The sequence below is a fragment of the Solidesulfovibrio magneticus RS-1 genome, from assembly GCF_000010665.1.
Lineage (GTDB): Bacteria > Desulfobacterota > Desulfovibrionia > Desulfovibrionales > Desulfovibrionaceae > Solidesulfovibrio > Solidesulfovibrio magneticus.
In genome coordinates, this window is the sequence record NC_012796.1 from 3,952,409 (window position 1) to 3,965,741 (window position 13,333).

General features: G+C 72.7%; 11 protein-coding genes. 8 read left to right on the forward strand and 3 right to left on the reverse strand.

Translation table 11 applies throughout. The features are described 5' to 3' along the window. Window positions 1–73 precede the first annotated feature (73 nt). Window positions 74–2,152, forward strand: coding sequence for an SEL1-like repeat protein (locus DMR_RS16580; protein ID WP_043600947.1), 2,079 nt, complete (start codon window positions 74–76; stop codon window positions 2,150–2,152). Between the two features lie 66 nt (window positions 2,153–2,218). Here the strand turns inward: DMR_RS16580 and DMR_RS16585 are convergent, their stop codons facing one another. Both DMR_RS16585 and DMR_RS16590 read right to left on the reverse strand, forming a co-directional pair. After that, a complete protein-coding gene (locus tag DMR_RS16585) occupies window positions 2,219–3,193 on the reverse strand; it encodes an AAA family ATPase (RefSeq protein WP_015862142.1) in 975 nt (324 codons plus the stop codon). A 54-nt stretch (window positions 3,194–3,247) separates the two neighbouring features. Continuing rightward, complete coding sequence (locus DMR_RS16590) at window positions 3,248–3,832, reverse strand: LysM peptidoglycan-binding domain-containing protein (protein WP_015862143.1); 585 nt, start codon at window positions 3,830–3,832, stop codon at window positions 3,248–3,250. A gap of 122 nt (window positions 3,833–3,954) precedes the next feature. Here DMR_RS16590 and DMR_RS16595 point away from each other — a divergent pair, with 122 nt between their 5' ends. Continuing rightward, window positions 3,955–4,665: a tetratricopeptide repeat protein gene (locus tag DMR_RS16595; RefSeq protein ID WP_043601834.1), complete on the forward strand. Its 711-nt coding sequence runs from the start codon at window positions 3,955–3,957 to the stop codon at window positions 4,663–4,665. A 161-nt stretch (window positions 4,666–4,826) separates the two neighbouring features. On the opposite strand, the gene DMR_RS16600 is transcribed toward DMR_RS16595, so the two are convergent. Continuing rightward, window positions 4,827–6,443: a sensor histidine kinase gene (locus tag DMR_RS16600; protein ID WP_015862145.1), complete on the reverse strand. Its 1,617-nt coding sequence runs from the start codon at window positions 6,441–6,443 to the stop codon at window positions 4,827–4,829. Window positions 6,444–6,685: 242 nt separating this feature from the next. On the opposite strand from DMR_RS16600, the gene DMR_RS16605 reads away from it, so the two are divergent. The 6 genes from DMR_RS16605 to DMR_RS16630 all read left to right on the forward strand — a co-directional run bounded on the left by DMR_RS16605 (window position 6,686) and on the right by DMR_RS16630 (window position 13,284). Then, window positions 6,686–7,765, forward strand: a complete 1,080-nt coding sequence (locus tag DMR_RS16605) for an FUSC family protein (protein ID WP_015862146.1) — start codon at window positions 6,686–6,688, stop codon at window positions 7,763–7,765. Between the two features lie 270 nt (window positions 7,766–8,035). Then, on the forward strand, window positions 8,036–8,932 hold the full coding sequence (locus tag DMR_RS16610) for a DUF58 domain-containing protein (RefSeq protein WP_043601835.1): 897 nt from the start codon (window positions 8,036–8,038) through the stop codon (window positions 8,930–8,932). Continuing rightward, entirely contained in the window at window positions 8,929–9,405 is a 477-nt protein-coding gene (locus tag DMR_RS16615) for a hypothetical protein (RefSeq protein ID WP_015862148.1), read from the forward strand. The genes DMR_RS16610 and DMR_RS16615 overlap by 4 nt, the downstream gene beginning before the upstream one ends. Next, window positions 9,402–10,388, forward strand: a complete 987-nt coding sequence (locus tag DMR_RS16620) for a VWA domain-containing protein (RefSeq protein WP_015862149.1) — start codon at window positions 9,402–9,404, stop codon at window positions 10,386–10,388. Before DMR_RS16615 ends, DMR_RS16620 begins: the two co-directional genes overlap by 4 nt. Beyond that, the gene (locus DMR_RS16625; protein WP_043600949.1) at window positions 10,385–12,118 is read left to right on the forward strand and encodes a vWA domain-containing protein; all 1,734 of its coding nucleotides are present in this window, start codon (window positions 10,385–10,387) and stop codon (window positions 12,116–12,118) included. Before DMR_RS16620 ends, DMR_RS16625 begins: the two co-directional genes overlap by 4 nt. After that, entirely contained in the window at window positions 12,115–13,284 is a 1,170-nt protein-coding gene (locus tag DMR_RS16630; RefSeq protein WP_015862151.1) for a BatD family protein, read from the forward strand. Before DMR_RS16625 ends, DMR_RS16630 begins: the two co-directional genes overlap by 4 nt. The last annotated feature ends 49 nt before the right edge of the window (window positions 13,285–13,333 follow it).

Below are 13,333 nucleotides of genomic sequence, written 5' to 3' on the forward strand. Positions count from 1 at the left end.
CGGGGATTGTGAGCCGTCCGGGTTTGGCCTAAGGATGGTCCCAGACCCCACCCCACGCCGGAGGCCAGCCGCCATGTCCCGCCCGCCCCATTCCGCAAGCCGCATAAGCCGCCGCGCCGTCCTGGCCGGGACGGCCTATGCGCTGCTTTTGGCCGGGGCCATGTGGCTCGTGGCCGCCAGCTGCCTCACGCCCGAGCGTGGCTCCCGGCTGTTCGACCAGGGGCGCGAAGCCGAGGCGCTGCCGCTGCTGGAAGCCGCCGCCGGGCGCGGGTCGGTGGCCGCCTCGCGCCGGCTGGGCACGCTTTTGGCCGCCGGCCGGCAAACGCCCCGCGACGAGGCCCGCGCGCTCACCCTTTTCACCTACGCCGCCGGCAAGGGCGACGTGGCCGCCATGGTCGCGGCCGGCGACCTGACCCGAAGCCTCAGCCACGACGACGCGTCCGCCGCCGGCCTCTACGCAAAAGCCGTGGCCCGGGGCGACGTCAAGGCCATGGCTCGCCTGGGCGTCATGCGGGCTTCCGGGGCCGGCGGCCCCATGGACATCGACGCGGCTCTATCTTTGCTTGGCCAGGCGGCCGCAGCCGGCGATCCCCAGGCCGCCACGGCCCTGGGCCAGACCCTGCTGGCCCTGTCCGAGGCCGGCGACCGGCGCGGCGGCACGCCGGCCGAGGCGGCGGCCTGGTTCGAGAAAGCGGCGGCCGCCGGCGAGGCCGAGGCGCTCACCCGGCTGGCCGAGCTGTGCGCCGACGGCCGGGGCGTGCCGGCCGATCCGGCCAAGGCGGCGGCCCTGCGGCGCAAGGCCGCCGAGGCCGGCCACGCCCCGGCCGCCTACGATCTGGGGCTCATGTATCTGTCCGGCCAGGGCGTGACGGCCTATCCCCTGGAGGCGGCGCGGCTTTTCGAGCGCGCGGCCCAGGCCGGCCACGTGCCGGCCATGCTCCAACTCGGCGACATGTATTTTGCCGGAGAAGGCGTCTTTCGCGACAAAACCCGGGCCGTGGCCCTCTACGACGCTGCCGCCGAGGCCGACGACCGGGCGGCGGGCGTGGCTTGCCGCGTCTTTGCCGCCGGCCCGCAGGAGCGCCGCGACGCGGCCCGGGCGGCCCGTTTCTGCGCCAAGGCGGCCTCCGCCGGCGACGACGCTTCGGCCACCCTGCTCGGCCTTGGCATGGTGCGCGGCCGGCTGCCGGGCGATCCGACCGCCGGAGCGGCGCTTTTATCCCAGGCCGCCTGGGCCGGACAGCCCCAGGCCATGTACGCCATGGCCCTGCTCCACCTGTCCGGCCAGGGCGTATCCGGCAATCCGGCCGAAGCCTTCCGCTGGTGCGCCAAGGCGGCCGAGGCCGGCGTGCCCGAAGCCAAGGGCCTGCTCGCCGCCCTGTCCGAAGAGGAATTTCCCAGCGCCGCCAATCTGGCCAAGGCCGTGACCTACTACCGCGAAGCGGCCAATGCCGGCGACCTGGAAGCCGGCTTCGCCCTGGGGTCGCTGCTGTCCAAAGGCCTGGCCGGGGAGCCGGATTTCGCCGAGGCGCGCAAATGGTACGAGCAGGCCGCCGCCCACGGCGACGCTCGGGCCCAGTTCAACCTGGGGCTCATGTACCTGACGGGCAAGGGGGGACCGGTCAACGACGCCGAGGCCCTGCGCTGGATGCTCGAAGCGGCCAAGGGCGGCGATGCCCACGCCCGCAGCAACGTGGCCACCATGACCCTGACCGGCCGGGGCACGCCGTCCGATCCCCAGGAAGCCTTCCGCTGGTACCGTCTGGCCGCCGGCCAGGGCTACGCCCAGGCCCAGGCCATGCTGGCCGGGTTTTATTACGAAGGCCGGGTAGTGCCGCGCGATTTCGAAAGCGCGCTTTTCTGGCTGACGCTGGCCAGCCGCGCTCCGGGCGGCGACGCCCTGCTCCAGCGGGCGGCCCGGGCCAAGGCCGTGCTCGAAAAACGCCTCACCCCGGACCAGCTCGAACGCGTGGCCGCGCGGCTTACCGCCTACAAGCCGGCTCCCTTTGATCCCGAAGCGGAAAAGCAGGTGCTGGCGGCCATCAAATTCCTGCCGCCAAGCGCTCGCGGTCCGGGCTACCCCACGGCCACGGCCCAGGCCGGCGCGCCACCGCCGCAGTTGACGCCGGCTGATCCGAAGGCGTTGTTTTAAGAGAGAAAGATGCCTCCGGCGGCCGGGAGCCTGAGGCCCCCGGCCCCCCCAATTGTTGGACGGGGGTTAGGGGACGGGGACGGCGTTTAGGACGGCGGCGATGACCGCGTCGGGCGTGAGGCCTTCGGCCAGGCCCTCGTAGGTGAGCAGGATGCGGTGGCGCATGACGTCGGCCGCCATGGCCTTGACGTCGGCCGGACCGGCGAAATCCCGGCCGGACAACAGGGCCAGCGCCCGGGCCGTGAGGGCCAGGGCAATGGACGCCCGGGGAGAGGCGCCGTAGGCCACCTTGTCGGCGAATTCGGGCAGCCCGGCCCCGGCCGGATCGCGGGTGGCCGCGACCACGGCCACGATGTACTCCCTCAGCCGAGCATCCAGCCGCACCCGGCCGCACAGCCGCGACAAGGCCAGTACCCCGGCCCCGTCCAGCACCGCACGCGGCTCGGGCTCCTCTTCCAGACAGGCCCGGCGCACGATCTCCGCCTCCTCCCCGGCCCCGGGATAGCCCAGGGTCAAATGCAGCAAGAACCGGTCGGCCATGGCCTCGGGCAAGGGATACGTCCCTTCCTGCTCGATGGGATTTTGGGTGGCCAAGACCAGAAACGGGCGCGGCAGATCGAAGGTTTCGCCGCCAATGGTCACCTTGCCCTCGGCCATGGCGTCCAAGAGCGCCGACTGCACCTTGGCCGGCGCGCGGTTGATCTCGTCGGCCAGCACGATGTTGGCGAAGATCGGCCCCTTGCGCACGGTAAACGTGCCCGTGGCCGGCTGGTAGACCTCAGCTCCCCGGATGTCGGCGGGCAACAGATCGGGCGTGAACTGCACCCGGCTGTACGCGGCCGTAACCACCCGGGACAGGGTCGTCACGGCCAGGGTCTTGGCCAGCCCCGGCACGCCTTCGAGAAGCACGTGGCCCCGACACAAAAGCCCGACCAGGAGCCGCTCGACAAGCGCCTCGCGGCCAACCAGCACCTTTCCCATCTCCGCGCGCAGGGCCTGGGCGACGCGCGCCGCCCCGGCCGTTTCCTCGGCAGTCAGCATGGCAACCCCTCCGCCAAGCGGTATGCCCGCCCCGGGCGCGCCCGGCAAGGGGGGTTATTTCAAATCCATGACCAGCGGCGCGGTGGAGACCGGTTCCCCGGGCCGGGCCACGACCACGGGCGGCGGCGCGCAGGCCGCCGCGTCCGGCACGGCCAAAACGCAACCCACCGGCAGCCGCTTGGCGTCCAGACCGGGATTGGCCTTCTCCAACACCTCCAGCGGAATGCCGAACCGCTCGGCAATGACCGCCGGGCAATCGCCCGGCGCGACCACGTACTTGCGCCCGGCCGCCTCTTCGTCGGGCAACAGGGCCGGGCCGGCCATAGCGCCGATTGGAGCTTCGGTCTTGGCGGACACAGCCGGGCCAGACCCGGGAGCCGCCTTGGCCGACGGCGCGGGACCGGTCGGGGACGGCGCGGGAACGGTCAGCGCATCGGGAATGACGATGGCGTCGCCGACCATGATGCGACAGGGATCAAGGCCGGGATTGCGGGCCAAAATGGCGGCCAGGGTGACATGATAGCGTTTGGCCAGGGCTACGGGGTGGTCGCCGGGCCGGGCCTGATGGACGGTTTCGCCGGCCAGGGCCGGCAAAGCCTGAACCAGAAGGCAAAACGCCAAGAGGATACGCCAGGGCATGGCAGGCCTCCGGTTTAAGGGGAGGGATGCTATCCGCCTACCAGGCGGCCGGCAATTTGACAATCCGGCCGGGCTTTGGGATAGCCAGGACATCCAAGACCGCTTTTTTCGGAGGTTCCCTCATGTCGATACGCAGCTTTGCCGCGCCCGTGGCCCTGGCCGCCCTGCTCGCCGTGCTGCCCGGCTGCGGCTCCATGAAATTTTCCTCGTCCGAACCGGCCGCCGACCCCGCCACCGCCGGCAACGCCGCGTTTGAGAAAAAAGATTACGCCGCCGCCTGCCGCGAACTGTCCAAGGCCGGCCCCTCGGCCGGGGCCGACACCCTGGCCCGGGGCGGCACGGCTTGCGCCAAGGACGGCCAGGACAAGGCCGAGGTGGCCTTCCGCGCCGCCCTGGCCGCCAGCCCTACTTCCGCGCCGGCCATGGAAGGACTTGGCCTGACGCTTTTGGCCGGCGGCGACGCCGCCCGCGCCCGCGACATGCTCGAAGCCGCCGCCAAAGCCGGCGGCAAGGATCCCCGGGCCGCCGTGGCCCTGGGCGACGCCTCACTGCTGACAGGCCAATGCGACAAGGCCCAGGCCGCCTACCAGGAAGCGCTGCGCCGCGAGGCCGGCAATGCCCAGGCTCGCTCGCGCCTGGAAGGCGTGCGGCTGGTGTGCGGCGCCAAACGCGCCGCCCCGGCCGCGTCCTCCGCTCCCGCCGCCGCGTCCAGCCCGTCCTACAGCGGCTCAAACCTGTCCGCGCCCGGCCAGCCCAGCGCGCCGGCCGGAGCCAAAGACCCGGCCAAGCCCGCCAAACCCGCGCCCAAGACCATCGACTTAAACGATATTTGAGGCAGAAGAGGCCTCCGGCGGCCGGGGGCCTGAGGCCCCCGGACCCCCCAATTGGTCTGCGACCTCCGCTCCTTTTCCCCGGGGGCCTGCCTGTTTGGGGGGCCGGGAGGGGGTACCCCCCTCCCGGCCGCCGGAGGCATCTTCCTCTCCCTTTCCCCCCGCTATGACGGCAACGGCTCGGCGTTGGGGCGGGTTGTGGGCGAGGTCGGGGCCGCGGGCGACGCGGCGGCCGGCGGCAGCTCCACCACGAAGCTTGTGCCGTGGGGAGTGCGTCCTTCGGCCCGGATGGAGCCGTCGTAGCGTTCCACGATGTGTTTGCAGATGGCCAGCCCCAGGCCCGAGCCCCGGACTTTTTCCGGCCGGGTGTCGCCCCGGCGGGCCTGATAGAATTTATCGAAAATGCGTTCCCGGTCCTTTTCGTCGATACCCGGGCCGGTGTCGTCCACCCGCAGTTCCAACCGGCCCGAAGGCAACCGGCGCGCGCCCAGCGTCACCACCCCTTCCCGGGTGTGGCGCACGGCGTTGGTGAGCAGGTTGACCAGCACCTGCACCAGCCGGTCCGGGTCCAGACGCAAAGCCGGCAAGGGGCCGGCCACGTCCACCACCAGGGCCAGACGTTCGTTTTGCTCGAACTCGCCGCCCACGGCCTCGGCGGCCAGCCGCAGCACCTCGCCGGGGTCCACGTCGCGGTCGTTCCAGGGCAGCCGGCCGGATTCGATGCGCGAAAGATCAAGGAAATCGTTGACCAGCCGGGTGAGCCGTTCGCCTTCGTTTTCGATGATGCGCAGATTGTCGGCAATGCGCGTCCCTTTGCGGCGAAGCTTGTCGCTGACATCGGAAAACGGCATGAATTCCTTGAGAAACTCCCGGCGCACGAGCTTGGCGAAGCCCAGCACCGAAGTCAGGGGCGTGCGCAGGTCGTGGGTGACCGTGGCCAGGAAACCGGATTTGAGGGCATCGAGTTCGACGAGGCGGTTGTTGGCTTCGGCCAGTTCCTCGGTCTGGCGGGCCAATACGTCGGTGCGTTCGGACACCCGCCTCTCCAGATCGCGGTTGAGGGATTTGAGCCGGGCGACGGCCATGTTGCGTTCGGTGACGTCGGTTAAAAGCGTGAGAATGAGCGTCTCCTGGCCGGGCAGGACCAGGGGCGCGCAGGTCATGGCGAAATACCGGCCGTCCAGGGGGCTTTGGATCTCCATGGCCACCACACGGCCGGCCAGTACCTCGTCGGCCGGGCACCAGGGGCAGGGTTCGCCCCGGCCGTGCAGGGCGGCATGGCAGGTCATGCCGGCCGGATCGGCCCCGGCCCGATGGGTCAGGGGGGCATTGCCGCGCACCACCCGCCGATGGCTGTCGCAAACCACGACCAGACCGGAGAAGCCGCTTAAAAACGTGCGTTTCCAGGCCAGATTTTCCAGGGAACGACAAGAGGCTTCGTCACGCTCGGCCAGCAGGGCAAGGACCGTGTCGACGCCGGCGGCGGCCAGCCCCGGCAGCAGGCGCAGGCCCTCGGACGGAGCCGCGAACCCGGCATCGGCCACAAACACGACCGCAGCTGCCACGCCGTCCAGCAGCGTCAGCAGTTCCGGCAACGGCTCGGGGCCGCCCAGGCCAAAAAGCGGGATGATGAGCACATCCGCCGGGGCGGCGGACAGAATGTCAGGCAGGGAAGTGGGCAGGGCCGCGCGACAGACCCGGCCGGGCCGGTCGAGGGCGGCGGCCAGGGCAACGGCGTCCCGGTCCGGCCCGCCGGCCACGAGCAGCCTCGCGCCGCTCATGGGCGCGTCCGCCCGGGCGGACAGCCGCGCAACGGCAAAACGAATAGCACGGCAACTTCTGGCACGGCTCTCGCTCCATCAGGGTTCGAGGACATCCAAACCCTTGGCCAACGGGGTGAGAAATACCATAGGGTGATTGTGGACACAACCGTTGCCCCGGGAATGATCCCACCCGGGGGCTTCCCATTCGGGCGCGTCGGCGTTAGGAAGCCCGTCTTCGCGCCAAGGAGCATCCCGTCCCCATGACCAGCCTTTCCGACACTGCCGGCCGCCTCGGCCGTTTCGCCAGACGTTTCGGCCTGCGCCACGCCCTGCGCACGGCTGTGGCCGTGGTGGCCACCCAACTGCTCGTCACCTTTCTCAACCTGCCCCAGGGCTACTGGGCCGTGGTCACGGCCGTCATCGTCATGCAGGCCAATCTCGGCGGCTCCATCCGCGCCGCCTGGACCCGGCTAGCCGGCACGGCCGTGGGCGCGGCCTTTGGCGCGGCGGCTTCCCACTTCGGCGGCCAGACCGTGGCCGCCGCCGGACTTTCCGTCTTCGCCACCCTGGCCGTGTGCGCCGCCATCCCCAAACTGCGGGAAAGCTCACGCGTGGCCGGCATCACCGCCGTCATCGTCATCCTGGCCGGCCACCCCGACATGCCGGCCCTGGAACTCGGCTTCGACCGGTTCCTGGAAATCGCCGTGGGCATCGTCACGGCGCTTGTGACCTCGGTGGTTGTGTTCCCCTCCCGGGCCAGCCGGGCGCTGTCCCATGGCCTGGCCAAGCTCTTCGAGGACGTGGCCTCGCTTTTCGCCGTGGTGGTGGAAGGCCGCATCCGCGAGGACTACCCCGAGCGCCACGTGTTCGCCTTAAAGGACCGCATTCTGCGCACCCTGGCCCGCTGCCGGGAACTGCGCCTGGAAGCCGACGCCGAAAGCCGCGATCGGGGCGAAAGCGCCCTGCGCGCCATGCTGCTTTTTCGCGGCGAACGGCTCTTCGAACACGTGCTGGGCATGGACCACGTGGCCGCCGAATGGCGCGGCAAGGGGCTGCACCGCCACCTGCCCGAGGAAATGGCCGATCTGGAACACGCCGGGGCCGATGTGCTCACCAAGCTCGCCGCCCACCTGCGCGGCAACGCCCCCCTGCCCGACGTGGACGCCCTGGACGCCGCCGTGGCCAAGGCCCGGGAGAAACTCGCCGACATGCGCCGCGACCGCGCCCCGGCCGCCTACGACTTAAGCGAAGTCATGCACTTTTTCAGCTTCATGCACGGCATGCTCGCCTGCGCCGCCGACGCCCGCGAAACCGTCGCCCGCATCCGGGCCATGGAATAAGAGAAAAGCAGAGCCTCCGGCGGCCGGGAGGGGGTGACCCCCTCCCGGACCCTCCCTGACTGGGGGGCGCTTTTTCCTTCAGGCCTTGCCTGAAGGAAAAAGCGCCCCCCAAACAGTGAGCATCCAAGAAAGTAACAGCGCGCACCGCAGACTAATTGGGGGGGCCGGGGGCCTCAGGCCCCCGGCCGCCGGAGGCACTCTTCCCTCTTCTCTCTTTCCCCCCGGCCTTGCCGGGGGGGCGGGGGCTTGATACCGAGCGGCATGGGGAACATGCAGGCTTCGCAGCTTCTTGCCCGGGCACGTCGGTTGCGCCTGTCGCCGCGGTTGGCCGCCGCCGCGCCGCTTGTTGGCGAATATCGCGGCGCGTATCCGGGCGCGGGCATGGAGTATGAGGAGTCCCGAGAGTATGCGCCCGGCGACGACGTGGCGGCCATGGACTGGAAGGCCACGGCCCGTCTGGGCCGGCCGTTTGTGAAGCGTTTCCGGGAAGAGCGCAGCCTGACTTTGATGCTGGCCGTGGACGTCAGCCCCTCCATGACCTGCCTCTGTCCGCGCGAGCCGCTGTATCTGACCGCCGCCGTGGCTGCTGTGACCTTGGCCGTCAGCGCCGCCGTCAGCCGCGACCGGGTCGGGCTGGTCCTTTTCACCGACCGCATCGAGGCTTTTTTGCCGCCGCGCGCCGGCCCGGCCGTGCCCGTGGCCGTGGCCCGGCTCCTGGCCGAAACCCGTCCCCAGGGCCGGGGAACCGCTCCCGGGCCGGCCTTGACCCTGGCCGAGACCGCCTTGGTGCATCGCAGCGCGGTGCTGCTTTTTTCCGATTTCCTTTCCGGCGATTTCGCACTCCCCCTTGGCCGACTGGCTGCCCGGCATGACGTGGCCGCCGGGTTTATCGTCCCGGACGATGGCGCCTGCCTGCCGCCGGTGGGCCTGGCTGCCGTGGCTGATCCCGAGGACGGCCGGCCGGTCGTCATTGATTGCGCCGCGCCGGCCGCCCGGGCGCGTTTTGTCGCCGCCCGGCAAGCCCGGCGCGAGGCCGGTCGCGCGGCCCTGGCCCGGGCCGGAGTCCACACGCTGGCCCTGCCGGCGGACGAGCATCCGGCCGAGGCGCTTGCCGGCTATCTGCGCCGCCGCGCCTCCCGGGGGCGGGGCCTGGGGCCGCGCCCGTGACCGACATCCGCGACATCAAGGGACCGCTGCCGCTTGAGGGCGCACCGTCGCCGCTGCCCTGGCTGGCCGGCGGCGCGCTGCTGGCCGTGTGCGGTCTGGCCTTGTGGCGGCACGGGCGGCTTCGCCAGGGCGGGCAGACCGCAGGGCGGCCCATGGCTCTGACCGATGCCCGGGCCGCCTGGAAAGCCCTGGAGGCCGAGGCGGCCAGCCTGGACGACCGCGAGTTCGCTTTCCGCCTGGCCGCCGTGGTCCGGGCCGGACTGGAAGTCCGGGGTGTGGCCGCCACGGCCAGGACCGCCGAGGAAATCACGGCCGGGCTGGCGACCTCGACTTTTGAGCCGGAACTGGGGCGGGCCTTGGCGACGCTTTTGGAACGCGCCGAGGCGGCCGGCTATGCCGGGGCGGCGTATGGACCGGGGGAGCGTGCGGCCGATCTGGCCGCCGCGCGGGCGCTCGTCGGGGGGCGGCCGTGATCGCCCTGGCCCATCCGGCGGCGCTGGCGCTGGTGCTGCTTTTGCCGGCGGCCTTGTGGCTGCGCCGCCGGGCCGAAGGCCGGGCAGCCGCCGCCCTGCCCGGAGCCGGCGAGGTCCGGGGCGTCGGGCCGTCCTTCACGTTGCACCTGGGCGGCCTCTTGCGGCCCCTGGGGCTGGTGGCCGCCGTCCTGGCCCTGGCCGGGCCGAGCCTGCCGCCGGACGCGCCGACCTATGCCGGCCGGGGCGTGGATATGATGTTCGCCGTGGACCTCTCGCCGTCCATGGCGGCCATGGACATACCGGCCGAAGGGCGCACCATCACCAGGCTGGCCGCCGTGGCCGAGGCGGCGAAAACGCTGGCCCTGTCCCGGCCCGGCGACCGCATCGGGCTGGTGGCTTTCGGGGCCAGGGCCTATCTCGTGGTGCCGCCAACCACGGACCGGGCCGCCCTGGTCCAGGCGCTGGCCAGCCTCGACACCGGCGCGGCCGGGCGCAAGACGGCCATGGGCGACGCCGTGGGGCTGGCCGCCAAGCGGCTGGACGAGAGCCCGGGACAGGCCAAGGCGGTCGTCGTTTTCGGCGACGGCCGGTCCAACGCCGGCGAGACCGACCCCGTGCCCGCCGCCCAGGCCGCCGTCCGGCATGGTGTGGCGGTCTTTGCCGTGGGCGTGGGCGGCGACGGGCCGGCCCCGTTTCTCGTGGCCCATCCGATCCTGGGCAAGCAGATCATCACCGAAGCCGCGCCGGTGGACGAAGCGGCGCTTTCCGCCATGGCCCAAGCCGGCGGCGGCGCGTTCTGGCGAGCCGGCGATGCGGCCGCCCTGGTCCGGGCCACGGCGGCCATCAATACGTTGACGCCAAGCGACATCCGGGCCGAACCGGACCGGGGCCAGTCCCTGACGCCGCTTCTGGCCAGGCTGGCCGTGTGTCTGCTCACGGCCTGGGCCGCCCTGGCCGCCACACGGGGGCTGACCCTGCCATGACCTTCGCCCGTCCCGACTGGCTGTGGCTGCTTGTCCCGGCCGCCTTGTGCCTGGGTTTCGCCTGGGCGGCCGGCCGGCGTCGCCGTGCCCTGGCCGCCGGCTGGCCGGCCCTGGCCGCGAGGCCGGGCCGACGCGCCCTGAAAAGCACATGTTTTATCTGCGCCGTGGCCGCCCTGGCCCTGGCCGGGGTCGGGCCGCGCCTGGGGATCGGCAAGCCGGACGCGGCCTCCAAGGCCCCGCCCCGGCTGCGGCTCATGGTGGTCCTCGACTGTTCGCGCAGCATGCTCGCCCGGGATGTGCCGCCGGACCGGCTGGGCGCGGCCAAGCGGCTCGTGCTCGATGTGCTTGCCCGGCTGCCCGGCCTGGATGTCGGGCTGGTAGGTTTCGCCGGCCGGGCCTGGCTGGCTTGCCCGCCCACCCCGGACCGGGCCGGGCTGGCGCTTTTTCTGGACGGCCTGACTCCCGAGGCCGCGCCCCTGGGCGGCACCGATCCGGCCAAGGGCCTGGAAGCGGCCGGGCTGGCCCTGGCCGGAGTCCGGCCGGCGGCGGTGCTCCTGGTCACGGACGGCGAGGCGACCGTCAAGCCGGCCGGCCAGACGCGGACGGTCCTGCCGCCGGGCGTGCCGGTCTATGCCGTGGCCGTGGGTTCCGGCCAGCCGGTGACCGTACCCGGACCGGGCGGCGAGGCGCTTCGCGACGCAGCCGGCGCGTCGGTGGCCGCCGGAGTGGACTATCCGGCCCTGGCCGCCCTGGCCGAAGCCACCGGCGGCGCGGCCTACCGCCTGGCCCCGGACGCGCCCTGGCCGGCCGCCGCCATTGCCGCCGCCCTGGCCGACAAATCGGTCCCGGCCGATAACACGCCGGACACGACTACAACCGACGACGGCGCGCTGTTTCTGGCCCTGGCCGTGGCCCTGCTCCTGGCCGATCTAGCCCTGCCGCCGGGGCGGCGGCTGGCCGGGCTGCTGCTCTTGGCCAGCCTGACCCTGGCCGGCCCGGCCGAGGCCGCCACCACGGCCGGCGAGCAAAACGCGCGTGGGCTGGCCGCCGCCGCCCGGGGCGACGGGCAAGACGCCCTGGCCGCCTTTCTGGCCGCCCGGGCTCGCGATCCCGACGATGCGACAATTCTCTTCAACATTGGCGTGGCCTATTACCGCCTGGGCCGTTTCGCCGAGTCCCTGGCCGCCTTTGACCGGGCCGCCGCCGGGCCGGACAAGGCGCTGGCCGCCAAGGCCCGCTACAACCAGGGCAACGCCGCCTGGCGACTGCACGACCGGGGCCGGGCCATGGCCGCCTACGAGGCCGCCTTGATCCTCGATCCGGCCGACGCCGACGCCCGGGCCAACCTGGACTGGCTGCGCACCAACCCGTCGCCGGCCCCGGACCAGGACGGCGCGCCTGATCCCGACCGGGCCGGGGCCTCACCGGACGGCCAGGGCCCAGCCACGGACCAGGGCAACGGCCAGGCTCCGGCCCCGATGCCGGGCGACGACGGACAGGGCGAAACAAAGCCTTCCGGCGAGACGGCCTCGCCGACGCCCGGCCGGGCCGGCGACAAGGCGGCCGAGGCCCGGCTGCCCGTGGCCGGCCGGGACGGCGAGGAAACCCGTCAGCGTCGGGCGAACGCCCCGGGCGCGGCCGACGATCCCGTGCTCGGGCGCATCCCGGATCTGGTCGGGCAGCCCGTGGCCCCGGTCTATGCCCGGCCCACGGTGGAGAAGGACTGGTGAGGCGCGCTTTCGGCCTTGCCGTCCGGCTGCCGGCGGCGCTGGTCCTGGCCGTGGTCCTGGCCCTTTTCGGGTCAGCCATGGCCCAGGTTCCGCCCGGGCCTGCCGCGCCGGCCGTAGCGCCGCCGGGGCTGGCCGGCAAGACGGTTTTTCTCGACGCCACCCTGACTCCGCCCAACCCCTGGCTCGGCCAGACCGCCGTCTATGCCCTGACCCTGTACCGCTCCGTGGCCGCCTCGGGCCTGTCCGTGACCCCGCCACCCTTCGAGGGCTTTGACGCCGCCCCCCTGCCCGGCCAGGACGACGGCCAGCTCACCGCCGGCGGGAAGCGGTATGTCGTCAGCCGCGTGGCCTACGCCCTGACCCCCAAACGCGCCGGCCGCCTCCCCCTGGGGCCGCCCCAGGCCAGGCTCGTCGGCCTGCCCGGAACCTCGGCCCCCCTCACGGTCGCCGGACCGGCCCTGGCCGCCGAGGTCCGCCCGCTTCCGCCGCCGCCGGACGGGTTTCCCGATTCGGGGCTGGTCGGACGCCTGGAACTCACGGCCGCCCTGGCCCCGGCCGCCCTGGCCGTGGGTGAGGAGACGCGCCTGACCGTCACGCTGACGGGCCGGGGCAATCTGGCCGGAGCGGCCCTGCCCCCGCTGGCCGTCCCCCCGGGGCTGCTCCTGCGCGCCCTGGGGAACGAGGACGCCCTGACGCCCGGCCCGGACGGCGCGGCCGGACGCCGCGTCTTCCACTATGGCCTCATGGCCGCCGCCCCGGACCGCTACACCCTGCCGAGCCTTGCAGTGGCGGTCTTCGATCCGGCCGCTGGGACCTGGAGCGTGGCCGCCGGGCCGGAACTGGTGCTGATCGTCGCGCCCGCGCCCGGTTCCCCCCAGGCCGACGACGCTCCGGCCAGCCCGGGCCGGCGGGCCGAGGCCGGGGACGTGGCCGACGAGCCGGCTGGTTGGCGGCGTCTGTTGCCGAACCTTGCCCCAAGGGTTGCCGTCGCCGCCGCCACCCCCCTGGCCTGCGCCCCCGAGGCCGGAGCCGAAATCCTGTTCGTGCTGCCGCCCGGCCGCCGCGTCGCCCTTGGCCCGGCCCGCAACGGCTTCGTGCGTCTGGAAACCGACGACGACGTGGTGGGCTGGGTCCGCCGCGATACAATTGTCACCATCCTGCCGTAGGTTTCGCGGCCGGCGGCACGCCCTTGCCAATTGACGTCAGTCTGGTATC

Bases quoted from the DNA above. Each gene is read 5' to 3' on its own strand.
- DMR_RS16580 (WP_043600947.1), top strand. From the start codon at position 74: ATGTCCCGCCCGCCCCATTCCGCAAGCCGCATAAGCCGCCGCGCCGTC.
- DMR_RS16585 (WP_015862142.1), bottom strand. From the start codon at position 3,193: ATGCTGACTGCCGAGGAAACGGCCGGGGCGGCGCGCGTCGCCCAGGCC.
- DMR_RS16590 (WP_015862143.1), bottom strand. From the start codon at position 3,832: ATGCCCTGGCGTATCCTCTTGGCGTTTTGCCTTCTGGTTCAGGCTTTG.
- DMR_RS16595 (WP_043601834.1), top strand. From the start codon at position 3,955: ATGTCGATACGCAGCTTTGCCGCGCCCGTGGCCCTGGCCGCCCTGCTC.
- DMR_RS16600 (WP_015862145.1), bottom strand. From the start codon at position 6,443: ATGAGCGGCGCGAGGCTGCTCGTGGCCGGCGGGCCGGACCGGGACGCC.
- DMR_RS16605 (WP_015862146.1), top strand. From the start codon at position 6,686: ATGACCAGCCTTTCCGACACTGCCGGCCGCCTCGGCCGTTTCGCCAGA.
- DMR_RS16610 (WP_043601835.1), top strand. From the start codon at position 8,036: ATGCAGGCTTCGCAGCTTCTTGCCCGGGCACGTCGGTTGCGCCTGTCG.
- DMR_RS16625 (WP_043600949.1), top strand. From the start codon at position 10,385: ATGACCTTCGCCCGTCCCGACTGGCTGTGGCTGCTTGTCCCGGCCGCC.